Genomic DNA, 24,519 nt, shown 5'->3' on the forward strand with positions numbered 1-24,519 from the left:
CAACGTCGCCCGAACACGATTGACTTCATGTGCGTCCACACAGTCCTCATGCCCCTGAACACGGCACGCAGACAGACGTAACGGAGTCCTACTAGGGCCTGTCGTCAAATGTCACGCCCACATCAGCAGGGATGCCAGCGTGACGGCTGCCTGGTAGGACTCGGCGGTCTTCTCGTAGCGGGTGGCGATGCCGCGCCATTGCTTCAGCCGGTTGAAGCATCGTTCCACCACATTGCGTCGCTTGTAGATCTGCTGGTCGAAGGCCGGGGGCCGGCCACCGCGACTGCCGCGCCGGAGGCGGTTGCGGACCTGATCCGCCCGCTCGGGGATCGTGTGAGCGATGCCCCGCCGACGCAGCCAGGTGCGGATTGCCTTCGAGCTGCAGCCCTTGTCCCCGATGACATGAGACGGCCTGGTCCGGGGCCGGCTCGGGCCGATGCGGGGTACACGGATCGCTTCCATCACCGTGGCGAACTGGGTGCAGTCGTTGGTGTTGCCGCCCGTGACCACGAGCGCGAGCGGGCGGCCGAAGGCATCGCAGGCCAGATGAATCTTGCTGGTCAGACCGCCGCGTGAACGACCGAGGGCCCGGCGCCCCCTTTTCGGGCACCGGCGGCGTGCTGGTGGGCGCGCACGATGGTGCAGTCGACCGACACCAGCCAGTCGATGTCGTTGGCCGCATCCGCCCTCGCCTGTGCGACCTGGAGCATCCGAGTGAACGTGCCGTCCTTGGCCCACCGGCGGAAACGAGTGTGCAGCGTGGCCCACGGCCCATACCGCTCGGGTACGTCTCGCCAGGCCACTCCAGCCCGAAACTTCCACACGATCCCGTTGAGGATCGTCCGGTCGTCCAGCCGCTTCCGGCCCCGCAACGACTCCGGCAGCAGTGGCCGGACGAACTCCCACTCCACATCGGACAGTTCATGGCGACGTATCACCCGACCATGATCCACCACGCGAATCATGTGACGATACGCCTGGCGGCACTGGCGGTATGGCCTGTCGCCTCCGAGGGGCGCTATAGCCTTCCCGCGTGAACTTGGACCAGATCGTCATGGCGCCTTTCATCCCTGCGTCGGCAGGGCTCTCGGGTTGGGCCTTTGTGAAGGCGTGGACCAACTTCCGCCTCCTCACCCGAGGGCAGTGGATCGAGGCGGAGATCGTCTATGTCCGGGAGGACACGGACGGCGACGGCGACCCCCGTTTCTATCCCGAGGTCGCCTTCACCCCTCCGGACAGCGATGAGGTCAGGGTCGAATCCAAGGTCGGCAGGCTGTACCCGATCGACTACCCGACGCGGATACGCGTCCGGTACGACCCAGCCAAGCCCCGACGTGCCCGTCTGCAGGGTTACGGCGAACCTGGCCTGTTCGCATGCTTGGCGAGCGGGGTCGCCATGGCCGTCCTCGCCGTGGGTCTGTTCATGGACCTCTTCAACTGACGATCTTCCGCACCACCTGGCCGTCGACACGGCCCCAGGAACAGGTTCTCGATCAGGCCGCCAGGGCCCCCTCGGGCCTGGTGTTGGCCCACTTTGACGACAGGGCCTAGGAGCAGCCGGGTACGGTGCTGGCGCTACCACAGTTGTTGGGTTGGTTACCGGCGACGGGACTGTCGATCAGCGTCACCGTGCCGCTGGTTTTGACGATGCCGCCACCGTCTGCACCCGTTCCCAGCGCTCGGTTCTTGGTTACCGGGCTATGGTTGAGAGCCACCGTGCCGAAGGCCGTATTGAAGATGCCGCCACCGCGGGAGTTCGTGCCGTTGGCAGTGTTGCCGGTGACCGGGCTGTCGGTGAGTTGCACCGTGCCGGAGCCCGTATTGAAGATGCCGCCGCCCTGCGCATTGTTACCGGTGGTGGTGTTGCCAGTGACCTTGCTTCTCTTCAGCGTCATGGTTTCGGCTTGCGCGATGCCGCCGCCCTGCACATTGGTACCGGTGACATCGTTGCCGGTGACTCCGGTGCTGGTCAGCGTCACCTTCGTGCCGACGGCGGCGGCGATTCCGCCAGCCAGTGTGGTTGCGTGGTTGCCGGTGATCCTGCTTCTGTCGACGGTCGCCGTGCCGGAACCTCCGAATGGGCTCACAAACACGGCCCCGCCGGCCCTCCTCGCCGTGTTGTTGTAGAGCGTGCTCCTGTTGACGCTCACCGCGCCATTGTCGTTGTCGATGGCCCCACCAAAGATGTCGGCGGTATTGGTGGTGAGGCTGGTGTTGTTCAGCGTCAGCGCGGGACCGCCACCCTGGAGCCAAATGGCACCGCCCCGGCCGTTGCCAAGGCCACTGGACGCGTGACCGTTGCTGAGGGTCAGGGCGTTGAGAGTGAGGTTTCCATTGGGGCCGTCGATTTCGAAGAAACGGAAATTTGCCGCGGTTGCGGCACGGGTGATGGTGTCGCCGCATCCGTTGATCGTAACCTTATTCGTGATGACCGACAGTCCGTTATCGTCGTTGGGCGGTGCGGCGTCGGTGAGAGTGTAGGTGCAGCCGCGCCTGAGATTGACTGTGCCGCCCACTGTGGCGACAGCGCCGATCGCGGCTTGCAGGTCGCTCTCGCTGCAGCTGGTCACTTTCACAGTCAGCGGCCGACTGGTGGCAGGAGTGGTTCCGCTTGCCTCGGCTGAGGGAGTGCCGACCACTGGGTTGGTAGGCGCCGTAGCCGACTGCGACACGCCCAGTGGGTCCGGACCCGGTGGGACAGGTTGTGCGGTAGCGGGCGGCGTGACGAAGCCAAAAGCGGCGGGGGTGAGCCCCATGAGAATGGGGGCGATACGAGAGATGCTCAGACGCATCGGGGCTCCTTGGGCGGATCGCGAGTGTCGTTCCCGTGAGTGGTACCGGAACACCAACAGAAATGATTCATGTCGGATCAATCGACAGGAAGGCAACACGCCCGGCTGCGATCACAATTCAACCGAGAGATCCTCGCCTGAATAGCCGCCAGTGACACATCGCACGCGCACTCACGGTGGCAGCCGACTCCTGATCGACACCATTCGGAGACAGTGCATCCAAAGCGCTGAGGGCGATTCTCCAGGGTATTGCACTTGAATTCGTGTGTCGGTCAGTCGTTGATGGTCAGGCCAGTGCTTGTCGGTTGCTCGATGCGGGCCACCAGTTTGTTGGCGAAGTGCTGAAGTTCGTGCCGACACGGCAGGTTCAGTAAGGCGACGGGTGAGGGCCAGTAACAAGGTCGGTGGAGCCTCAACGGGCGTGGCAAGACCTGTCTTCTTGCCCTGGGTCTTGCCCAAGAAGTTGGCGACCTGCGTTTTCGGCCCGGCCTGCCTGGACCCTCGGTGGGCGGGAGGCCGTCCCCGCCTGCTCAGTTGTGACGACGAGGACTTTGTCGTCCGGACGGCCACCACCCGCTCCACCAAGCTCGGCCGGCCTTTCACCCGCTGGTCGCTGCGCAAACTCGTCGCCTACCTGCGGAAAGTCCACGGCCGGGTGATCCGCGTCGGCCGCGAGGCGTTACGCGGCTTGCTCGCCCGCCGCGGTGTCACCTTCCAGCGCACCAAGACATGGAAGGAATCCCCCGACCCGGGCCGCGAAGCGAAGCTGGACCGGATCGAGGAGGTCCTTCACCGCTTTCCGGACCGGGTGTTCGCCCTCGACGAGTTCGGCCCGCTCGGAATCCGGCCCACCGCCGGCTCGGGCTGGGCCGAACGGAAACATCCCGACCGGGTGCCGGCCCCCTACCACCGCACCCATGGGGTGCGGTACTTCCACGGCTGCTACTCAGTCGGCGACGACCGCCTGTGGGGCGTCAGCCGCCGCAAGAAGGGTGCCGCGAAGACGCTGGCCGCGCTGAAGTCGATCCGCGCCGCCCGGCCTGACGGCGCACCGATCTACGTGATCATGGACAATCTGTCCGCCCACAAAGGCGCAGACATCCGCCGCTGGGCGAAGAAGCACAAGGTCGAGTTGTGCTTCCCCCGACCTACGCCTCGTGGGCCAACCCGATCGAGGCGCACTTCGGACCGCTGAGGCAGTTCACCATCGCCAACTCCAACCACCCCAACCACACCGTCCAGACACGGGAGCTGCACCGCTACCTGCGCTGGCGCAACGCCAACACCCGGCACCCCGACATCCTGGTTGCTCAGCGACGCGAACGGGCGCGTATCCGCAGTGAGAGAGGCATCCGCTGGGGCGGTCGACCACTCGAAGCGGCAGCGGCCTGACCACCGAACCCGGCGGGTGTTTCCGGTCACAGCCCCAAGTCGGCGCGCACGAGCCGGACCGCGGCTACTGGGTCTTCGGCTCGGGTGACTGTCCGGCCCACGACGATGTGTGACGCACCGGCGGCGATGGCAGCACGCGGTGTCCCGGGTCGGGCGTGTTCGGATGGGGATTCACCGGGCAGTGTCACTCCCGGCGTGACGATCAGGGAGCTGGACCCCAGTACCCCCCGCAGCTGTGCGGCTTCCTGCGGCGATGCGATCACGCCATGGCATCCAGCGCGGTTCGCCAGCCGGGCCAGGCGCAGCACCTGCTCCCCGGTCGAGGCGTTGACCCCGAGGTCAGCGAGGTCGGAGCCGGTCATGCTGGTGACGACGGTCAGGGCCAGGACACGCAGGCGAGGAAAGTCGCGGGCCGCGGCGACGGCGGCAGCCATAATGTCGGTGCCACCCATGCCGTGCACCGTCACCATCGACGCGCCCAGCGTCCCTGCTACACGGACTGCGCCGGCAACGGAGTTCGGTATCTCGAAGAGCTTCAGGTCCAGGAACACCTCATTGCCCTCGGCAACGAGGTGCTTGATGAGATCGGGCCCCGCCGCCGCGAGCAGCTCCAGCCCGACCTTGTAGAAACGGCACTCATCACCCAGACGGTCGACGACCTCCTCAGCCGCTCGACGGCTGTCGAAATCCAAAGCAACGATGATCCGGCTGGTTGACTCCACGGCGCCATTGTCATCCACCACGCCGGTCGGCCCACGGTCGGGTTGCCTCAACCCGACCGACCAACCCGGTGAACTAACCAGGGGGCCTGACCTGCGGTTTCTCTCGTCGGTGCGGCGGGCTCGACTGGCACTGGCCACGCAGCCCGATCACCTGACGTACGCGATCTGTGGCTGTGTGTCCTGCTCGTTCAGTACGGGTGCCGATCCGGTTTCGTCTCCCAGGCCTCGTATGCCGTCGCACCCAGCTCGGGGTGGATCTGCTCGATGTGGATCCGACGCTGGTCGAGCGGTTTCTGGAAGTCCTCGTACTGGAAGGCGTCGTCGAAGCCGATATTCCGCGTGGCGTCCAGGTCGCAGCTGAAGTAGACGTTGTCGATACGTGACCAGTAGATGGCGCTCATGCACATCGGACACGGTGCGCCGCTGATGTAGATCGAACAGCCCTGGAGCATCCGGGCACGCTCGGGAACCGGGTCGGGTGAGCCTTCGGGACGCGGCACATATCGCAGGGTGCCCTCGTTCTGGTGCTCTTCCGAGATGGTGGGCGCCTGGGGGTTGAGGAGCTGGGACGCCTTGCGGATGGTCTCCACCTCGGCATGTGCGGTCGGGTCACCGGTCAGGAGCACGCGGTTCTGCCCCCGGGCGAGGATCTCGCCGTCCCGGGTGATGACGGCGCCGAACGGGCCACCCCAGCCGTGCTCGACCGACTCCGTGGCCAGTCGCACCGCTTCCTCCAGGAACTCCTTGTGCCCCATGGCGGCCTCCGCTCCTCGCCATTTTCATGGCTCAACAGTCAACATTATTCGAATTCTGCCAATTTGCTCCTTAAATCCCTTTCAGATTAGGCTACTCCGTATGAACGCCAGCGCAAACCGCGCCCCTGGTGGAGCCGGAGCCACCGTGGTGATCACGCAAAGGGTCGTCCCGGGTCGTGAGGAGGACTACAAGCGCTGGCAGGAGCAGGTGAATCGGGCCGTACGGGACTTCGACGGCTTCGAGGGAACGGAGCTGTACCCCCCCGAATCCGCCGAGGACAACCAGTGGGTCGTGGTGTTCCGTTTCTCGGGCGTCGACCAGCTGAGCGCCTGGCTCGAGTCTGCGACGCGCCGGGAACTTCTGCACGACGGCCGCGACTTGTTCGAGGAGCAGCCGTCCCAGGAGGTTCTCAGCGGAGGGCGACCGGCTCGGGAAGCCGTGACGGCGGTCGTCTCCCACGATGTGAAGCCCGGCCGCGAGCAGGACTTCCTGCGCTGGCAGGACAAGGTCCTGAAGGCTCAGCAGAAGTACCGGGGCTTCAAGGGGTCCGAGCTCTTCGCGCCGGTCGAGGGGATCCAGGATCGCTGGGTCGTCGTGTTCCGGTTCGACACCCGTGAACACCTCGACCACTGGCTGGAGTCGGACGTCCGCAGGAAACTGCTGGACGAGGGGCGTGACTACTTCGCCGACTTCGAGGTGCGCGAGATCGCGTCGGCCTTCAGCGGGTGGTTCCGTTTCGGCGGGGAGGAGGCGGGGGTCCCGCCCAACTGGAAGCAGGCCATGTCCGTTCTCCTCGCCCTCTATCCCACCGTCGTGGTGCTCAACCTCAGCGTGGGTCGTGCCCTCACCGATGCCGGCGTTCCGGGGTACCTCGGCCTGTTCATCGGAAACGTGTTGAGCGTCGCGATTCTGACCTGGGTTCTGATGCCGTTGGTGAACCGTGCCCTGACCTTCTGGCTGGCGCCCGACCGGCCGCGTTCGCGACGCGTCGAGCTGGCGGGTACTGCCATGGTGATGGCGTGCTACGCGGGGCTCCTCGCTGTTTTCGGCTTCACCACGTGACGTGCCGAGGTGAGGAGCACAGGTGATGAACCGGCACACGCCAGCTCACCGTCTCGCAGGAATGTCGGTACGACGGGACGACGCCGGTTACGAAGACATCCGCAGCGCCGCGGTGTGGAACGGGCTCACACCGGCGCGGTTCCCGGACGTCATCGTCCGTCCGGCCTCGGCCGATGACGTCGTGGAGGCGGTCCGCCTGGCCCGCGCCCGGGGACTCCAGGTCGCCATGCGGTCGGGAGGACACAGTTGGTGCGGGTCACCGTTGCGTGACGGCGGCATGCTGATCGACCTGTCCGGGCTCCGAACGTGTGCGGTCGACCCCGTCTCCGCGACGGCGACGGTGCGGCCCGGGATCACGGGCCGGGAGCTCACTCCCGAGCTCGGCCGTCACGGGTTCGCCTTCCCCACGGGACACTGCGGGTCCGTCGCCCTTGGTGGGTACCTCCTCAGCGGAGGGCTGGGATGGAACTCCGGTGTCCGTGGACCGGCCTGCGCCGACGTGACGGAAATCGAAGCCGTCACCGCGGACGGCGAGCCCCTCACCTGCAACGAGCGGGAACACCGAGATCTGTTCTGGGCGGCGCGCGGGGCAGGGCCCGGCTTCTTCGCCGTGGTCACCGCCTTCCGTCTCAGGCTGTATCCGCGCCCCGAGGCGATCATCAGTACCACCTGGGCCTTCCCCCTCGCGGACGTCATCGAGGTGACGCACTGGGCCATGGGGGCGTCCTCAGAGATCCCCCCGAGCGTCGAGCTGAGCCTCTCCCTCGCCACGGCGGACCCCGGCCCGGCGCCCGGCCCCAAAGTGGTGACCGTGACGGGGACCGCCTTCGCCCATTCACGGCAAGAGGCCTACGACTTCCTGGAACCGCTGCGGACCTGCCCCCTCGCCGAACGCTCCCTCTCCCGCCGGCTGGACGAGCCGATGACATTCGAGACCCTGTACGACGTCTCCGCCACTCTGTGGGGTCCTGAGTACCGCTACGCGTCGGACACGCTGTGGTCGGACGCCGACTTCCCCACGCTGCTCGGGCGGCTCGCCGACGTCTTCGACGCGGCCCCGTCGAGCAGGTCGCTGGTCCTGGCGCCGGTCTCACCGGCGGGCCGACCGCCGAAGGACATGGCCTTCTCCGCGCTCGGGGACAGCTACCTCGCTCTGTACGCCGTCTGGCAGGACCCCCGCCAGGACGCAACCAACATCAACTGGCTGCGTCAAGCCATGCACGCGGTCGAACCCCTGGGGACCGGGCACTACATCGCCGAGGCCGACCTCACCGCCGCGTCGTCCCGTGCCCGCCGGTCCTTCGTCCCGGACGACTGGCAGCGACTGCAGAGTCTCAGAGCGACGTACGACCCGGACGGCGTCTTCTGGTCCTATCTGTCACCTGGCGACGTCTCCCCATGACGTGGGGTGACCATGACCGCGTCGTATCGCTCAGTCATGCGTCCCCGTCTGCTTCGTGCGGACCAGGAGCAGCGCCGCGCCGCCGATCACGACCAGGGCTATCGCCGTGCCCGCGACGAGCGGGGTGGCGTTCGACGTGCCCGTTTCGGCGAGGTTGGTGTCCGTTGCCGTGCCGCCCGCCGTGGCGGGACCGGGCTCGCTGAGCGTCTGGATCTTCAGGCCGCCCGTGGCGGTCTCCGTCTTGCAGTCGAGGACACCCTTGACCCACCTCTTGTAACCTGCCGGGCCCTTGATCGTGAAGTCGTAGGGCTGGTCCTCCTGCAAAGGGACGGTCACCTTCTGTGACGCACCTGCGGGGATCGCGTGCTCGGCGCCCATGAGATCGAACGTGAACGCCTTGTCGCCCTTGTTCACCGCGGTGATCTCCACACCGCCCTCGGCGCAGTTCTTCTCGGCCGACAGGGCCGGCACGGCACCTTTCTTGGCCCAGGCCGCCGTGGTCGTGGCCGAGACGGTGGACTCGCTGGAGCCGGCGAGTATCTGCGCCTGGCTGCGGGTCTCGGAGGTGAGGGCCCGGCCGACCGGCACGGTGGTCGAGGCCTGGACGGTCAGCTCTGCCCAACCGTCCTGCGCCGTCTTCGGCACCTGGAAGTAGATCCGGCTACCGTCGGCCGCGGTCGTGACCGGTTTGCCGTCCTTGTCCACGATCTTCACCTTGGTGGTGGCGGCGTCCGCCGGCGGGGTCACCGTCACGCCGTCCGCGTTCGTGTGCACCGTGACCGGGCCGAGCCGCTCGCCCGGGTGGCCCGCGACGGCCGGCGGGTCGAGGGTCAGGGACGCCGCGGGCTCCGGAAGGTTCCGCGCGTGCTTCTCCAGGTAGTCCGCGAGTCTCTCGGCCTGCGGATCGACCGCGTCCACGTCGGCGCCGTCCGAGAAGCGCCAGATCGCCACCTGGGTGCCGGCCGCCGCGTCCTGCTCGGTGAGGCCCTTGGCTCCGGTCTCGGCCGCCAGCCGCGCCAGGTCGTTCACCTGCGGGTAGGAGTTCTGCACGATCCAGCGGATCTTTCCGGCGTTCTTGTTGCCGTTCAGGGACGTGCCGCTCCAGGACGTCTCGTGGTACCTGGCCTCCTTCTGCGTGGCGTTGTCGATGTCGATGCCGTACGTCTGCAGGGTGCCGCCGTTGTCGACGGACATCTCGAACAGGCCCGCCGACACCTGTTCGTCCGTGCCGCCGCCGTGGACGACAGCGGCCCCGTACGTCTTGAGGCCGCCGACGGTCGCGGTCGCCCCGCCCTCGCTCTGCGGCGTCCCGTCGGCGGCCGCCGCCCACACGACGGCCAGCGGGCCCGCCGCGACGAGTCCGGACACCAGCGTCACGGCAGCGAGACGGGCGGCTCCTCGCCTGCGCGCGGACGGCGCAGAGAACGCAGCAAACACAGAATTCCCCTTCGAGCAGGACCCGTTGACGTGGGGGGTGTGGTCCCACCAGCAGAATCAGAAGCCCCGAGAGCTATGCCCGGCATCCTAAGGACGCCGCGCAGCCCGCTCCCCGATCATGTGGCCCAACAGCCGATCCGACTCATAATCGTTATCGCTCACACAGCCTGTGAGCTGCGCCTATCGCCCTTTGGACAGGAAGCGTCGGGATATCGACTGACACTTGCGGTGATAAGCGGCAGTTGAGCCGGGACTGATGACCTGTCGGATCTGATTTCATGTCACCCCGGCTGGCTCCGGGTGCGGTTGCTCCGCCCCTTCTTGCGGCTGTGTCTCCTCCGGCATCCGACTCGCCGGTTCCGTCTCCCAGTTGGGCTCCGGCTGCATCGTCCCCCCGGTCTGCGCCTCGGGCCGGGACGACCGCCGGAAGGCCGACGTGCCGCGCGACAGATCGTGACCGATCGCCGCCGCGTCGAGGTCCGCCGACAGCCAGCCCTGCCCGTCGCGCTGCTCGGTCCGCACCTTCAACCGCCCCTGGACGACCAGCGGGTCCCCCACCGCCACCGACGCGGCGACGTTCGTGGCCAGCGAGCGCCGGGCCCACACCGTGAAGAAGTTGGTGTGCCCGTCCGTCCACACGTTCTTCTCGCGGTCCAGATACCGCGCCGTCACCGCCAGCCGGAAGCGGGCGGTGGGTCCCGTCGGCGACTCCCGGTACACCGGCTGTGTGGCGACGTTGCCGACCACGCACACCATCGTCTCGTTCATGGCGAAACCCCTCCCTCGCCCCGGCCGCGCGCCGGAGCGGAACGCGTACGGGCCTGTCCCGCACGGATGCGTCTGCCGCGGCGGCCACGCGCCCTGTCGCCTGCCGCCGCCGTGCGGCGACCGCGTCGTCCGCGATCGCCGCGAAGCCAGACTGCCTCCGTCGGCCCGAGCCCGCTGCGCGCTGTGGGCTACCGTCCGGTTGTGGAAAACGCCGCCACCCGAACGAGTGCCTCCGCCCCTTCCCGTGCCTGGCCGACGCCTCCGTCGGCTCTCCGGCGCGACGGCCGCACGGCGCTCACCGCACTCGCGTCCCCAGCCCGGCCCCCGCCACCTTCGCGTACTGCTCCCGCACTTCCCGGTACCGCAGCAGTTCCGCCGCCACCGGATCCAGAACCCGGGCCCGCCCGCACGCGGCGGCCGCGTCCCTCAGCCGCCGTTCCGCCTCGAGCCCGTACCGCCGGGCCGGTCCGCGTGCCGCCACCCCGCAGCCCCACTCGACGGCCGGACCACCGGCCAGGCCCACCAGCAACAGCAGTAGCGCCATCCAAAGGCTCGACGGCATGAAACCGACGACTTGCCCCACCAACCACAGAGAACCCATCAGTTGCAGGAGTGTCATCGACACCTGGGCGAACACGGCGACCCGCCACCAGCCGGGTCGGGGCGGCCGACCCGACGGCAGGGCGGTACGCACCGCCAGCTCGTCCAGCGCCTCCGGCAGCCCCTGCGCACCCCGTACCGCGGCCTCGCGCACCGCCTGGGCCCAGGGCGTCGGCAGCCCGACCGTCGCCCGGTCCGCCACCGTCCGCACGGCCTGCTCCACGCGCTGCCGCGCGGTGGCCTCCTCGTGCGGGGACACGGGCACCGGCACGCGTCCCGTGGAGGGTTCGCGCCGGTCCCGGTAGCACCGCCACAGCCGCAGCCACGGCGCGCCGCACGCACGGTTGGCGTACCGCAGCCAGGCGCGCTCGGCGGCCTCCCCCGCGGCGGTCGCGCCGACCGCGTCCGCGAGCCGCCCGGCGAACTCCTCGCGTGTCTCCTCGGTGAGCCCGGCGCAGCCCGCGGTGGCGTAGACGGGCCGCAGCCGGGCGGCGGCCGCGTCCACGTCCGCGGAGACACGGCGCGCAGCAGCCCCGCGCTCGGCCACGAACTGTCCGAGCGCCTCGCGCAGTTCGCCCACGCCCTCGCCGGTGAGCGCGGACAGCGCGAGGACGGTCGCGCCCGGCTCGCCGTACTCCCCCAGGGCGATCCCGTCCCCGTCGAGCAGCCGCCGCAGATCGTCGAGCACCTGCTCGGCGGCCTCCCCGGGGAGCCGGTCGACCTGGTTGAGGACGACGAACATGACCTCGGCGTGCCCGGCCAGGGGCCGCAGATAGCGCTCGTGGAGGACGGCGTCGGCGTACTTCTCGGGGTCGACGACCCAGATGACGGCGTCCACGAGGGCCAGGATGCGGTCGACCTGCCGCCGGTGTTCCACGGCCGCGGAGTCGTGGTCGGGCAGGTCGACCAGGACGAGGCCGCTCAGCGGTGCCTCGCCGTCGGCGCTCGACACGGGGCGTCGACGCAGCCGCCCCGGAACGCCCAGGCGGTCGAGCAGCGGGCCCGTGCCCTCGCTCCAACTGCACGCGTTCGGCGCGGCGGTGGTCGGCCGGCGCAGCCCGGTCTCGGAGAGCGGCGCGCCGGCGAGCGCGTTGAAGAGCGTCGACTTCCCGCTGCCGGTGGCGCCCGCGACGGCCACCACGGTGTGCTCCCCGGAGAGCCTGCGACGCGCGGCCGCCTCGTCCAGGACCCGGCCCGCCTCCGCGAGCGTGCGGCTGTCCAGCCGGGTCCGCGACAGACCCACCAGTTCGCGCAGCGCGTCCAGGCGGGAGCGCAGGGGCCCGTCGTAGGCGAGCGGCTCGGGCCCCCGTACGGCCGCGTCACCGGGCTCGCCCGGTGTGGTGCCGTCCGGCGGGACGGCCGTACCGGACATGCGGCGGGCGATCAGTCCGTCGTCCCAGACGGTCAGGGACTCCGTGTGCGCCGTATGCGCCGCCGGGTCGCCGGGCTGCACCCGTGCGTGCCGGTCGTCGTCCGCCGGGCCCCCGGTCGGGGGCGTCGCCTTCGGGGCGCCCGTCAGGGAGCCGTGCGGCACGCCGGTGTCCGCACTGGTCTCCTCCGTCGCGGAATCGTGCTCCCCGCGCGCGTACTCGGCGGCTGACCGCCCGTCGTCCGCCCGCTCCTCGGGGGTGGCGGCGGCCCCTTCCGGAAGCTCATATCCAGGGTTCTGGACGTGACCCATGTGATCGCTGTGATCAGTGTGATCCGTGGCGGCGGTCACCGCGGTCACCTCTCCTTCTCGAGTACGGACAGCGCGGCGATGAGTTCGGCCTGGGGCTCGGCGTGGACGTCGAGGGCGTCGAGGGGGGCGAGGCGGCGTTCGCGTTCCGTGCGCAGGGCGCGGTCGAGGTACTCCGAGAGCAGCCGCGCGGCGCGGTCGCGCAGCCGCAGCGCCCTATGTGCGCCGATCCGCTCGGCGAGCCCCTCGCCGGCCGCCCGCGCCCGCCGTCCGCCGAGCAGCGCCGTGGCGACGAGGGCGGCCACCTCCTCGACGTCCGGGGCGGTGCTCCTGTCGAGGTCGCGCACCGCTTCCTCGGAGTACTCCTCCAGGACGCGCCGCCAGCGTCGTACGGTCATCCCGATGCGGTGCTCGGCACTCTCCAGTGTGGCGTCGCGCTGCGTCAGTTCGGGGGCCGCCGCGGCGGGTTCTCGCCGCCAGACCTCCTCCACGCGCTCGTCGGCGGCTGTGACCGCGCACAGCAGCAGGGCGCCGAGGCTGTCGACCAGGGCGTCCAGCAGCTCCCCGGCGGTGCAGTCCACGGGGTGACCGCGCCAGCGCTTCAGTGCGTCGCCGGCGAGGACGGCCCCGGACTGCAGACGCTCCCGCACGCGCGCGTGCTCGCTGTCGTACGCCGTGTCGACGGCCGCGGTGAGCCGGAGGGCGGCGGCGTACTGGGCGGAGGCGGCGCCGGCCAGTTCCGGCAGCCGGGCCCTGAGCGAGTCGAGGACTCCCCGTGCCGTCCGTGTCATGGCGGCCTCCCGGGCGGCGGGATCCCGGACCAGGTTCTCGAGCCACAGGCGCAGCGGCTCGACGGCGGTGGCGGGCAGCAGCCCCCCGCCCCAGGCGGACTCGGGCAGCTCCGGCACGGTGAACCGGGGGACGTCGCCGAGGCCGGCCTTGGTGAGCAGCGCGCCGTACTGCCGCGACACCTCGGACACGACCTGGTGCGGTACCCGGTCGAGGACGGTGACGAGGGTCGCGCGGTACTCCTTGGCGGTGCGCAACAGGTGCCAGGGCACGGCGTCGGCGTAACGGGCGGCGGTGGTGACCAGGACCCAGACGTCGGCGGCGCAGATCAGCTCGGCGGCGAGGATCCGGTTGCCCGCGACCAGGGAGTCGATGTCGGGCGCGTCGAGGAGGGCGAGCCCGCGCGGAAGCGTGTCGGCGGTCTCGATGCGCAGCACCCGCTGCTCGCGGCCGACGGCGGCGCGCGGATCGTCGCCGCTCTCCTGCTGGGGCACCCACACGCGCGGAAGGCTGGGCAGGACGCGCATACGGCTGAACCAATGGTGGTCCCCCGGATGGCAGACGAGGACGGGCGTTCGGGTGGTGGGCCGCAGTACGCCCGCCTCGCTGACCTTGCGCCCGACGAGGGAATTGACGAGCGTCGACTTGCCGCTTCCGGTCGATCCCCCGACGACGACCAGCAGGGGCGCTTCAGGCTCTCTCAGCCGGGGCACCACATAGTCGTCGAGCTGTGCGAGAAGCTCGTCGCGGTTCGCACGCGCGCGTGGAGCCCCGGTCAGGGGCAGCGGGAAGCGTGCGGCGGCGACACGGTCGCGCAGGGCGGAGAGTGCGTCGAGCAGCTGAGGCCGTACGTCCAAGGTCACCACATGCGAAGAATGCCCAATTTTGGACACTTTCTGAAGCATATGGCAATGTCTGCGCGCCGAAGGACAGACGGGACGGATGGGGCGACTGGGGCGCAGGCATAACGAGTGCACAACACCCGGGTCGTGGAACGCCAAAAGCGATGCACGATTCGCACCTGCCTGCGATTATCGGACCGCTTCACCGAACCTCCACACAGAGCCACGGAGGCGAAGCAACAGGGACAAGGGCCCGGGGAGCCCTATCCTTGTCCCCGGCAAGGTCACGGATCAGCCCGTCCGGGCCCCACGACAAGCCACCACACAGGCCCCCGTAGCTCAGTGGATAGAGCAGGCGCCTTCTAAGCGCTTGGCCGCAGGTTCGAGTCCTGCCGGGGGCGCCACGTCCTACCAGCAAAAACGCCCTGGAGGGGTTCTCCCCTCCAGGGCGTTTCGCGTCTCTGACGGCAACGCTGACGGCAAAGGTGACATCGCTGCCACGACGGTTTTCAAGACCGCCGGCCTGCCTGTCCACCACCAGCGGAAACGCCGTTGCAGGAATATCGCTGTCCCAGGTCGGCTCCCAGCGCTGTGGGCCCCGCCACGCGTATCCGAGCGCTTCACTGTCGTCGGCGGGGTAGAAACGGGCAGGCGAACGTAGCGGGCTGGATCACAGGCGCATGATGACCAGGGCGGTGTCGTCGGTGGCGTCGCCTGATGGAAGCAGGTCGTTGAGCACGGCGTCGGCGAGGGCTTCGGGGTCGTCTGCCTGGTGGCGGGCCAGAGAGTCGGCGAGCCGGGCGAGGCCGGTGTCGATGTCTTCGCCACGGCGTTCGAGCAGGCCGTCGGTGTAGAGCGCGAGAACGGCGCCCTCGCGGAAGGCTGTGACAGCCTGGATCCGGGAGGCGTGTTCAGGACGGGCGGCCAGTGGCGGGTCGGTGGCCTGGTTGAGGAACTCGACGGTCTCGTCCCTCTGCAGGAGCGCGGGTGGTGGGTGGCCGGCGCTGCTGTAGGTGATGGTGCGGCTCTTCCAGTCGATGAATGCCGTGGCCACGGTGGTGTTCTCGGCGCCGTCGACGGTACGGGCGTACAGCCCGAGGACTTCCAGGGCGCGGGCGGGACCTTCGGCGACGAGTGAGGCGGCGGTGAGGGCGCTGCGCAGTTGTCCCATGACGCCGGCCGCGGGCAGGCCGTGGCCGACGACGTCGCCGACGGCGACGGCGATGCGGTCGCCGGGCAGGTCGACCAGGTCGTACCAGTCGCCGGCCACATTCAGTGCTTCGGCGGCGGGCCGGTAGCGTACGGCCGCCTGATGCCGGCCGACCGGGCGCAAAGCGGGCAGCATGGATTCCTGCAAGGCCAGCGCCACTTCACGGGCGCGGATTAGTTCGGTGACGTCCTCCGCCCGGTGCAGCAGCAGCGCCACCCGCCCATCCGGTCCGAACACAGGAATGTTGGTCATGTTGAAGTACTGCTCGTGCCACACTCCGGGCTGATCGGGGTCCTCCCTGTCGTAGCGTTGCAACGCCACGATGCTGCGCTCCCCGGTGTCGGCCGCTTGGCGCAGTGACGCCAGAACTCTGAGCAGGAGAGGCTCGGCGGGGGCTTTTTCGGGGTGGTCCTCAGGCACGAAGTGACCGATCACTTGTTCGCGTGGAAGGCCCCGTAGGCGCAAGAACTCCGCGTTGGCGTCCGCGTAGATCAGTTGCGGGGTCACTAGCGCCACCGCCCCGGGAAGCGCCTGGAACACCGCCGCGTAGTCGATCGCCGGTACCTTCATGACTTCCCTGCCTTGCCCGCAGCTCTGTCTCTTTTCACGATACGAGCGGGGAGTCACAGCTCGCCTCATGATGTTGTGGGCCCAAGGGCGGCTACACACGAACGGTGATCGATTGGCGTGCCCGGAGACCTCGCCGGGGCGTGCGCCGCGCGGACGTTTGCGGACCGTCGCAGCAGGTGAGAGGCGCACCGGCCCAAGGTCAAGCACTCCGCGAAGTTGCTTCGGGACGAAGAGGTCGTGAGCCAAAGGCTGTCACGCTCGATCAGTACGGCGTTTGCCCATACCCACGGCCGACCTGCAGATGCTTCAGCTGCCGGGCGCCTCTCAACCATCGCCCTGTCGGGTGGATCAACAGGGTCAAGCAGGATTGGGCGCCCCCGGAGGGGACCTATGGACTCGCGGGCGATGTCTGCGGTCCGCCACGAGGGCGTACCGGTGCCTTGTGAGGGGTGAGCATGGGACCTTCGGTGAGCAGGGTTGCCGTGAGCAAGTTGCCGATGGTCGGCGCGATGTTCTGGGCGACCAAGATCGTGGCCACCACGCTGGGCGAGTCGGCATCGAACTTTGTCACGATGGCCCCACTGAACCTCGGCTACGCCGTCGGCGCGCTGATCTTCCTGATGGCGTTCGGGGTCACCCTGGCGATGCAGCTCAAGGCTGACCGCTTCCATCCGGTGGTGTTCTGGTCGGTCATTCTGACGACCAGCATCGTGGGCACCTCGATGTCCGACTACATCAACCGCACCGCTGGGCTCGGCTACGCCGGCGGCTCAATTCTGCTGACCAGCCTGCTGGTGATCGTGCTGATCGGGTGGCGGATGACCGGACAGACCATGGATGTGGAACGGATCGCCACCACGGAGGGCGAGGTCTTGTACTGGACCGCGACACTGGTGTCCAACACGCTGGGTACCTCCAGCGGTGACTTCCTCTCCGGCGGTCTGGGCCTCGGCTTCCGCGACAGTTCTCTGCTGCTGTCCGGGGCCATGCTCGTGATCCTTGCCGCGCACTATCTGACCCGGATCTCCGGCACTGCGCTGTTCTGGGCGGCCTACGTGTTGACCCGCCCTCTCGGAGCGGTGGCGGAGAACGCGGTGGAAAAGCCCGTCGCGCAGGGCGGGCTCGGAGTAGGAACCACGGTCACCTCATCCGCGCTGCTCGCCGTCCTGGCAATTCTGGTGGGCTGGCAGATGGTCACCGGCCACCAAGTGACCTGCAAGGTGGATGCCGCCTTGGCAACCGATAGCGACGATCCCCAGCCTGCCGGCCCATCAACAGCAACTTCGACGGATGGCTACGCGGGCAAACCCCCGGGACGCCACTCGCACCGAGGGGAAGGCGGCCGGGCCGATCTCTGAACTGCGCCGTTCTGACATCCACGAGTGACATCGACGGCGCCGGACGCCAGCACTCCTAGCCGGTCTGGCACGGCCCGCGTGGCCCGGCGCCTCCCCGGCAGTACCGCGCAGCGATCGAGCTCCTAAGGCGGTGGTCCGGCACCCGCAGGCCGACAGCATCGACGGCAACGCTGACGGCAACGTCCACGGACGGCGACGGCTCTCGGCAACTCGTCACAGAGATGACGGGGAGCCGCAGGACCGCACCTGTAGGGCTTGCCCGCATCTTCCAAGCGCTTGGCCGCAGGTTCGAGTCCTGCCGGGGGCGCCAGATTCCGCCCTCCCCTCGGGGAGGGCTTTTTGCTGCTCAGAGCGGGTATCGCTTGGCATGAGTCAGCCTCGGACGCCCCCTTTATGGCCAAGGGAAGACTCCGGGGCTGTCCGGTTGTCGCCGGGTTTTCGCGGGTGGCTGTGTCGAACGCGTGTCGAAGTTCTGGGCCGAGGGGCCAGTCACCGGACGGCCGCTCGGGGAGATCTCCGGCAGCCTCAAGCCGCCTCTTCAGGTCGGGTAGCCGGCCTTCGATGCGTTGGGCGTAGGTCGCCAGGAGCACGGCAACGCTGTTCCCGGCCCACTGTCTGCCCCGGGACGTCCTTGGGCCGTGCAACGTCACCCGACGGCCGACCGACAACAGCAGAAACCCATGGCATCTGAGCTGGTCAGAGCCGTGGGCTGCGTCAGCCTTGCTGGCCAGCCGGACGGCTGTCCAGTACACCGGCAACTGTTCGTTTGCACCCTTAGCACTCGATCGACTACCAGAGCATCCGCAGCAGTTGGTGTGCTTTGTTCGCCAGGCTGCCGGGGGACGAGCAGAGGTCGGCCAGATCTCGGAGAGTACCGAAGGACCACAACCAGGGGTGGTTGTGACTCTGTCCGGCGATATCGCCGCTGTACGCCGCCGCCGCGCCGGCCACAACCGGCGCGCAGAGCAAGGTCAACAGCACCGGCCCATACCCGACATCCGTAGCCACAGCTACGACCACGACCTCGCCCAGGAACAATCCTCCCCCTAGGAACGCTGCCAGTAGCCCTCTGAGCAGGTTGCGAGAGACCAACCACGCGGGTGCGATCGCAAGCACCGCTCCGATCACCACACCGAGCAGTGATCCCACCCCCAAGCTACCCACTACGGAGATCAAGCCTCGCCCGAGGATCGCGAGTGGGTCATGGCGAAACGAGACCACTGCCCCAACGAGGAACAGGTCGCCCCAGATGATCGCGGGAAGCGTTCCCACCCGTACGCCGAATCGCAGACCGCGCAGCGCTGCCCCCCGCCTCACCATCCCCTACACCCCCGCACGGCTGACGCTTCAGGCTGTCGCAGCCTGTCAGCTTAGCCGTGCCCCATCCATGCCCGAGCGTGCGGGAAACCGGCCCGTTCCGCCTTTGCGGCCACCTCCCGAACGGTAGCCGTCAGCAGTCGGTCATGGCTGGGGCACGAGGCGGACCGGCCGCCAGGCACAGGGGTGGCGGCGTCTTCTAAGCGCTTGGCCGCAGGTTCGAGTCCTGCCGGGGCGCCAGTTTCCGCCCCCCTCGGGGAGGGCTTTTCGCTGGACAGAGTGGGTGGTACTCGGTACGAGTCAGCCCCGGAAGCCCCCTTGATGATCAAGGGAAGACTCCGCCAGGAGCACGGCAACGTGCCTGCCCCCAGTTATCCTGCCTTGTCCTGAACAAGTCAGGGAGGCCCCCACCATGAGCAGCACCACGCCCTTTCCCGAGCGGATCGAGCTCTCGGGGGAGGGTCTCGTTCTCCGCGACTGGACGGAGGCGGACCTGGCCGCGATGCCGGAGCTGTTTGATCACCCCGACATCGCGTACTGGACACCGATCGTCTCCCCCTTCGACGAAGCGGTCGCCCGCGCACGACTGGACCGGGACCGGCAGCTGCGAGCGGAGGGCACGACCATCCTGCTCGCGATCACCGTCGACGGCGGCGCACCGCTCGGCGAGGTGATGCTGCGGCGTACCCCCGAGGGCGCAGAGCTCGGCTACGCGGTCGGCCCGGCTCACCGCGGCCAGGGACTGGCGGCGCGGGCGGTGCGGGTGATGGCCGCGTACGCCTTCGAGCAACTGGGCGCCGAGAGGGTGGTCCTGGAGCTGGAGGCGGAGAACGCCGCCAGTGTCGCCGTGGCCACCAAGGCGGGCTTCAGACTGCTCGACGTGCCGCTGATCAGGGGTGAGGAGAAGGGCCGGCCCTACGCCCTGCAGACGTGGGGTCTGAAGCGCCCCTGATCGACCGGCCGTATGCCCCACTGGAGCCGTGCCCACATCCGGATCTGTTCGACATCTGACATCCGCGTCCGACTCGACGGCGTTGGCCGTGGACGGCCTTGAGCTACCTCTCATGACCGATGGCTCCCCAAGTCCCCACGGAGGCCAGCGGAGCGCTCCACACCCGGGCCACTCCCCTGCTCACCGTCGAAGAGATCGACGAGGCTGCCCGCCGGCAGGTCACCTTCCGCCCTCCCGGCGCGTAGGCCGAGACGGCCTGGCCCGGCAGAGGGTGCCAGACGCGTCACAGATCGTGCGGGCAACCCAGCGACCAGGGGCGCCCCATGGAGGCGGCGGACATCGTGGTGCCCGCCGCTCACTGCGAGATCGTCCATGTGATCCCGATCAATCGTCACCGGCCTTGACGGCGCCGCCCGTTGAATGCGTGCCGAAGACCGGTCGAGCAGACGAGGGAGGACTCCGGGCCCAGACGCCTGTCGGAGGCTCAGCCGCTCGTCCTGGTGCGGGTGACCCGCATCACACCCGACTCCTGTCAGCAATCGGGGCGCCGTCTCGTTCAAGGGGCACGCGAACGAGACAGGAGCATCTCCATGAAGCACCGCATCGTCGTACTCGGCGCCGGATACGCCGGGGCCTTCGCCGCCGGAAACCTGGCCCGTCGGTTGTCCCCCGCCGACGCCGAGGTCACCGTCGTCAACGCCGTGCCCGACTTCGTCGAGCGGATGCGGCTCCACCAGCTCGCGATCGGCCAGGACCTCGTGTTCCGCAAGCTCGCCGACGTATTCGCAGGCACCGGGGTGCGGCTGCGCCTGGCGCGCGTCACCGGCGTCGACCCCGAGCGCAGGACCGTCGCCGTGACCGGCGAGGACGGCGACGGCGAGCTCGCGTACGACACCCTTCTCTACACGCTCGGCAGCTCCGTAGCCCACCACGGCGTCCCCGGCGTGGCCGAATACGCCTTCGATGTGACCGGCCGGTCCTCGGCGCTGCGTCTGCGCGAGCGCCTGGCCGGCCTGGGCGAGGGCGGCACCGTGCTGGTCGTCGGTGAGGGGCTGACCGGCATCGAGACCGCCACCGAGTTCGCCGAGTCCCGGCCCGATCTCTCGGTCGCGCTCGCCGCCCGCGGCCAACTGGGCGCCTGGCTCTCCCCGAAGGCCCGCCGCCACCTGTGCCAAGCCTTCGACCGGCTCGGCATCACCGTCCACGAGCACACCGGCATCGAAGCCGTCGAGCCGACACGGGCGATCACCGCCGACGGTACTGCCATCCCGGCCGACGTGACCGTGTGGTCGGCCGGGTTCGCCGTGCACCCCATCGCGGCCGCCAGCGGCCTGGAGGTCGCCGAGACCGGCCAGATCGTCGTCGACCGCACCATGCGCTCGGTATCGCACCCGGACGTCTACGCCGCCGGTGACTGCGCCTACGCGATCGGCGAGAACGGCCGACCGCTGCCGATGTCCTGCGCCTCGGCCGGCTACACCAATATGCAGGCGACCGCCGCGATCACCGCGCGCCTGACGGGCAGCGCGGTCCCGACCATCGGGCTGAAGTACCACGGCAACCACATCGGCCTCGGACGGCGGGACGCGATCTTCCAGATGGTGGACAAGGACGTCCGGTCGAAGGACTGGTACCTGGGCGGCCGGACCGCCGCGTGGCTCAAGTCGGGCGTGCTGAAGGGGGCCGGGTGGAGCATCGCCCACCCGACCTTCGGCATGCCGAAGCGCAAGCGCCGCCTGGTCACCGCGCCTGAGCGGGCCGGTGCGAAGGTCGCCGCATAGGCTCCTCCGCATGGACAGCGCAGCCATCGATCGATTCGAGGCCGGCCGGGGCCGACTGGCCTCGCTCGCGTACCGTCTGCTCGGCTCGGCCGCCGACGCCGAGGACGCCGTTCAGGACGCGTTCCTGCGTTGGCAGGCCGCGGACCGGGCACGCATCGAGGTGCCGGAAGCGTGGCTCACCAAGGTCGTCACCAATCTCTGCCTCGACCGGCTCCGTTCGGCGCAGGCCCGCCACGAGCGCGCTGTCGGAGACTGGATGCCCGAGCCACTCCTCGAGGGCGACCCGATGCTCGGTCCTGCCGACACCTTCGAGCAGCGCGAATCGGTGTCCTTGGCCGTACTGACCCTCATGGAGCGCCTCTCTCCGGTCGAGCGGGCCGCTTACGTCCTGCGCGAGGCCTTCTCGTACACCCACGCCGAGATCGCCGGGATCCTCGACATCACCGAGTCCGCGAGCCAGCAGCATGTCCACCGGGCCCGACGCCGGGTCGCCGCCGAGCGCCGCGGCGGCGACGAGGTGGATCCCGCGTCCGCGCGCCGGATCGTCGAGGAGTTCCTCGCCGCGGCCACGTCCGGGCGCACCGAACGGCTGGTGGCGATGCTCACCGCCGACGCGACCATGGTCTCGGACGGCGCCGGACTGGCCAGGCGGCTGCTGCGGTACAAGACGCGCGAGCGCATCGCCTCTTCCGTGCGGGCCGGCTTCAAGCCCACTCCGGCGAAGCGGCGGTTGGCCGGCGGCTCCCCGGCGATGCACATCGCGCTGGTCAACGGCTCCCCGGCCGTCCTCGCCGTGGTCGACGACCGGGTCGTGGGCGCCATGGCGTTCGAAGTCAGCGACGGCAAGGTCGCGTCCCTGCGCGGCATCGCCGCCGCGGACCGGCTCACGCGCCTCAACGAGGCCTGGCGGCGGCACGAACCCGACGCGCCGGTCCTCGACGCATGGTGACCGGCGCTTCGGCCGGCGGCTCCCTCCTCGATCTGCTGAACGACGGCTGCACCGCGTGATCCGCACGGGAGCGGGCCGGCGGGGACGCGGTCAGAACAGCCACGCCCCGAAGGCCGCGACCGCCAGGCCGACGGCGAGGAAGACGCCTGCCGTGACGGTGAGCGGGAGCAGCTGGTTGCGCCGGCGCGACGGGTCGAGGTCGCGCCATGTGCTGCGCACCGCGTACACCCCGACGAGCGCGATCACACAGCCGAACACCACGGCCAGCAGCCCGAAGAACTCGGCCCAGGTGTAGGGGTGGTCCGGGTTCGGGGTCCACACCGCGGCGAGGTCGGTGGCGCTCGGTACTCTCACTCGTCCTTCTCATCCTTCATCAGGTCCTGGAGGTCGGACTCGATACCGGAGCCGGCGGCGTAGACACCCGTGTCGAGGGTGGTGCCCACGAGTTGTGCACCCCCGAGGTCTGCCGCCGCCGCTGGAGGCGGTCCGCACACCGCCGGAGCACTCGACCCGCTGAAGGGCCGTACGGAACTCCAGCGATCCGCCCGTCCAGGTCCAGGTGGGCGTACTCCCCCGGTGAAACTGGCCCCGGCCCGGGGGATGGTAAGCCGGGGCCAGGGCTGTCAGGCCGTCGGTGGCAGCGCGATGTTGTGGGTGTGCCGGAAGAGGTTCTGCGGATCCAGGCTGGACTTGAGGGACTGGAGCCGGGTGTAGGTCTCGGGCTCGAACAGGTCGCGGACCTGGGGCTCGGGGACAGGCGTCCCGTCGTTGTAGACGAAGTTGAGGCTGCGGCCCACCGTCCACTGCTTGAGGGCGTCGTAGACCCGCTGGTGGACGGGGCGCGCGGCCTCCGGCGGGGCGGCCATGCCGCCGGTCATCAGCCGGAGCACGTACTGGGCCGAGCGGCCGCCGACCGCGCTGGGGTGGGCGGGGGGGCGGGACAGGGCGCCGCCCAGGTGACGGATGTCGATGATGCACGGGACCGGGGTGCCCGGGCCCGCCAGATCGATCAGGGTCTGGAGGGCGATGGGGTCCAGTTCCCGCAGCAGCACGTTGCCGCCGAAGTAGGCGTGCGAGAACGTCGGGTCGCGGTAGACCGATCCCGCCTCCGCGTACGGCATCTCGCGTACCGAGTCGATCAGTCGGGGGCCGAGCGCGCGCAGCGGCTCCACCAGGCGCTCGCCGTCCTCCGCGCTGCCGTTGAAGACGAGTCGCACATGGGCGACGTACTTGCCGCGCAGCGGCTCGGGGAACGCGGGGGCCGGCGGGTAGCCCATCAGTCCGATCGACGAGGTGAGCTGCTCCGGCACCGTCAGCGTCCACTCGTGGTACGCCCGCAGCAACTCCACCGGGTCGTCCGCCTCGAAGTACAGGCCGCCGCCGTAGAAGCGTGCTACCGGGACCAGTTCCGTCTCCACAGCGGTCACCACGCCGAAGGCGCCACCGCCGCCCCGCAGCGCGAAGAACAGGTCCGGGTCCGACTCCGCCGTGACGTGGCGCAGGGTGCCGTCCGGCGTGACCACGTCGAGGGAGCGGACGAGGTCGGAGGCGTATCCGAACTCACGGCCCATCAGTCCCGTGCCGCCGCCGAGCAGATAGCCCACCACGCCCACATGGGGCGCCGAGCCGTTGAGCGGGGCCAGGCCGTGCGGGGCCGCGGCCTTGATCACCTGTTCCCAGCGCACGCCCGCCTCGACTCGTACGGTGCGGGCCTCCGCGTCCAGTTCGAGGCCGGTCATCCGGTGCGTGCTGATCAGCACTCCCTCCCCGCGCAGCGCGGTGACGATGCCGTGACCGGTGGAGTGCACGGCCACCGGCAGGCCGAGGCCGGCGGCGAACCGCACGGCCGCGCGCACGTCGTCAGCGCACGTCGCCCCGACGATGACGGAGGGTTCGTGCCGGAATCCGGCCTGGAAGCCGGACCGCTCCTCGTCGTAGCCCTCGTCGCCCGGCCGCAGCACAGGGCCCTTCACCTGCCCGGTCAGGCCTTCCAGGTCGACGTCGACGCTCATCTGCTCGTTCCTTTCCAGGGGGGTCGGCTGCCACCCTGCCGTTGCCTGTGTCGGCAGTCGATGGATGGGCTTGTTTGCACACCGCGCCGGTTGATCGGCCCGGGTCGGTCGGTGATGCGGACGCCGGTCA

18 protein-coding genes, 1 tRNA gene and 3 pseudogenes are annotated in these 24,519 nt (G+C 69.4%); 10 read left to right on the forward strand and 12 right to left on the reverse strand.

Annotated elements, in window-relative coordinates; translation table 11 throughout:
* Positions 1-111 precede the first annotated feature (111 nt).
* Positions 112-935 (reverse strand): annotated as a pseudogene (locus ACZ7L1_RS08745) (IS5 family transposase).
* Between the two features lie 98 nt (positions 936-1,033).
* Between ACZ7L1_RS08745 and ACZ7L1_RS08750 the strand changes: the two are divergent.
* Positions 1,034-1,441 (forward strand): DUF3592 domain-containing protein, encoded by a 408-nt coding sequence (locus ACZ7L1_RS08750; RefSeq protein ID WP_471435427.1) that lies wholly within the window; start codon positions 1,034-1,036, stop codon positions 1,439-1,441.
* A gap of 106 nt (positions 1,442-1,547) precedes the next feature.
* Here ACZ7L1_RS08750 and ACZ7L1_RS08755 read toward each other — a convergent pair whose 3' ends face one another.
* Positions 1,548-2,792 (reverse strand): hypothetical protein, encoded by a 1,245-nt coding sequence (locus ACZ7L1_RS08755; RefSeq protein ID WP_471435429.1) that lies wholly within the window; start codon positions 2,790-2,792, stop codon positions 1,548-1,550.
* Positions 2,793-3,273: 481 nt separating this feature from the next.
* Between ACZ7L1_RS08755 and ACZ7L1_RS08760 the strand changes: the two are divergent.
* Positions 3,274-4,184 (forward strand): annotated as a pseudogene (locus ACZ7L1_RS08760) (IS630 family transposase); the annotation flags it as partial.
* 26 nt (positions 4,185-4,210) lie between these two features.
* Here the strand turns inward: ACZ7L1_RS08760 and pyrF are convergent.
* Together pyrF and ACZ7L1_RS08770 are read right to left on the reverse strand one after the other, a co-directional pair.
* On the reverse strand, positions 4,211-4,906 hold the full coding sequence (gene pyrF, locus ACZ7L1_RS08765) for an orotidine-5'-phosphate decarboxylase (protein ID WP_471435431.1): 696 nt from the start codon (positions 4,904-4,906) through the stop codon (positions 4,211-4,213).
* Positions 4,907-5,094: 188 nt separating this feature from the next.
* The gene (locus ACZ7L1_RS08770) at positions 5,095-5,661 is read right to left on the reverse strand and encodes a nucleoside deaminase (RefSeq protein ID WP_471435432.1); all 567 of its coding nucleotides are present in this window, start codon (positions 5,659-5,661) and stop codon (positions 5,095-5,097) included.
* A gap of 100 nt (positions 5,662-5,761) precedes the next feature.
* On the opposite strand from ACZ7L1_RS08770, the gene ACZ7L1_RS08775 reads away from it, so the two are divergent.
* Entirely contained in the window at positions 5,762-6,724 is a 963-nt protein-coding gene (locus ACZ7L1_RS08775; protein WP_471435433.1) for an antibiotic biosynthesis monooxygenase, read from the forward strand.
* A 61-nt stretch (positions 6,725-6,785) separates the two neighbouring features.
* Complete coding sequence (locus ACZ7L1_RS08780) at positions 6,786-8,126, forward strand: FAD-binding oxidoreductase (RefSeq protein ID WP_471435435.1); 1,341 nt, start codon at positions 6,786-6,788, stop codon at positions 8,124-8,126.
* 30 nt (positions 8,127-8,156) lie between these two features.
* Here ACZ7L1_RS08780 and ACZ7L1_RS08785 read toward each other — a convergent pair whose 3' ends face one another.
* From ACZ7L1_RS08785 to ACZ7L1_RS08800, 4 genes are all read right to left on the reverse strand, one after another.
* On the reverse strand, positions 8,157-9,563 hold the full coding sequence (locus ACZ7L1_RS08785) for a TQXA domain-containing protein (protein ID WP_471435436.1): 1,407 nt from the start codon (positions 9,561-9,563) through the stop codon (positions 8,157-8,159).
* Positions 9,564-9,839: 276 nt separating this feature from the next.
* Positions 9,840-10,331 carry a single-stranded DNA-binding protein gene (locus tag ACZ7L1_RS08790; RefSeq protein ID WP_471435438.1) on the reverse strand — a complete coding sequence of 164 codons (492 nt, stop codon included), beginning with the start codon at positions 10,329-10,331 and terminating at the stop codon, positions 9,840-9,842.
* Positions 10,332-10,626: 295 nt separating this feature from the next.
* The gene (locus tag ACZ7L1_RS08795) at positions 10,627-12,612 is read right to left on the reverse strand and encodes a YfjP family GTPase (RefSeq protein WP_471435440.1); all 1,986 of its coding nucleotides are present in this window, start codon (positions 12,610-12,612) and stop codon (positions 10,627-10,629) included.
* Positions 12,613-12,656: 44 nt separating this feature from the next.
* Positions 12,657-14,264, reverse strand: a complete 1,608-nt coding sequence (locus ACZ7L1_RS08800) for a dynamin family protein (RefSeq protein ID WP_471435442.1) — start codon at positions 14,262-14,264, stop codon at positions 12,657-12,659.
* Positions 14,265-14,568: 304 nt separating this feature from the next.
* Here ACZ7L1_RS08800 and ACZ7L1_RS08805 point away from each other — a divergent pair.
* Positions 14,569-14,644: transfer RNA gene (locus ACZ7L1_RS08805), tRNA-Arg, on the forward strand.
* A 266-nt stretch (positions 14,645-14,910) separates the two neighbouring features.
* Here ACZ7L1_RS08805 and ACZ7L1_RS08810 read toward each other — a convergent pair.
* Positions 14,911-16,020, reverse strand: coding sequence for a PP2C family protein-serine/threonine phosphatase (locus tag ACZ7L1_RS08810; RefSeq protein WP_471435444.1), 1,110 nt, complete (start codon positions 16,018-16,020; stop codon positions 14,911-14,913).
* Between the two features lie 482 nt (positions 16,021-16,502).
* Between ACZ7L1_RS08810 and ACZ7L1_RS08815 the strand changes: the two genes are divergently transcribed.
* Positions 16,503-17,378 carry a COG4705 family protein gene (locus ACZ7L1_RS08815; protein ID WP_471435446.1) on the forward strand — a complete coding sequence of 292 codons (876 nt, stop codon included), beginning with the start codon at positions 16,503-16,505 and terminating at the stop codon, positions 17,376-17,378.
* A gap of 789 nt (positions 17,379-18,167) precedes the next feature.
* Here ACZ7L1_RS08815 and ACZ7L1_RS08820 read toward each other — a convergent pair.
* Positions 18,168-18,650 (reverse strand): hypothetical protein, encoded by a 483-nt coding sequence (locus tag ACZ7L1_RS08820; RefSeq protein ID WP_471435448.1) that lies wholly within the window; start codon positions 18,648-18,650, stop codon positions 18,168-18,170.
* Positions 18,651-19,107: 457 nt separating this feature from the next.
* Between ACZ7L1_RS08820 and ACZ7L1_RS08825 the strand changes: the two genes are divergently transcribed.
* From ACZ7L1_RS08825 to ACZ7L1_RS08840, 4 genes and pseudogenes are all read left to right on the forward strand, one after another.
* On the forward strand, positions 19,108-19,647 hold the full coding sequence (locus tag ACZ7L1_RS08825; protein ID WP_471435450.1) for a GNAT family N-acetyltransferase: 540 nt from the start codon (positions 19,108-19,110) through the stop codon (positions 19,645-19,647).
* A 305-nt stretch (positions 19,648-19,952) separates the two neighbouring features.
* A pseudogene (locus ACZ7L1_RS08830) lies at positions 19,953-20,051 on the forward strand (GntR family transcriptional regulator); the annotation flags it as partial.
* Positions 20,052-20,237: 186 nt separating this feature from the next.
* Entirely contained in the window at positions 20,238-21,428 is a 1,191-nt protein-coding gene (locus tag ACZ7L1_RS08835) for an NAD(P)/FAD-dependent oxidoreductase (RefSeq protein ID WP_471435452.1), read from the forward strand.
* A gap of 10 nt (positions 21,429-21,438) precedes the next feature.
* Positions 21,439-22,377, forward strand: a complete 939-nt coding sequence (locus ACZ7L1_RS08840) for a sigma-70 family RNA polymerase sigma factor (RefSeq protein ID WP_471435454.1) — start codon at positions 21,439-21,441, stop codon at positions 22,375-22,377.
* A 90-nt stretch (positions 22,378-22,467) separates the two neighbouring features.
* On the opposite strand, the gene ACZ7L1_RS08845 is transcribed toward ACZ7L1_RS08840, so the two are convergent.
* A complete protein-coding gene (locus tag ACZ7L1_RS08845; protein ID WP_471435456.1) occupies positions 22,468-22,731 on the reverse strand; it encodes a hypothetical protein in 264 nt (87 codons plus the stop codon).
* A gap of 269 nt (positions 22,732-23,000) precedes the next feature.
* A complete protein-coding gene (locus tag ACZ7L1_RS08850) occupies positions 23,001-24,389 on the reverse strand; it encodes an FAD-binding oxidoreductase (protein ID WP_471435458.1) in 1,389 nt (462 codons plus the stop codon).
* Positions 24,390-24,519 lie beyond the last annotated feature (130 nt).

This window comes from Streptomyces sp. NPDC107546 (assembly GCF_055639175.1).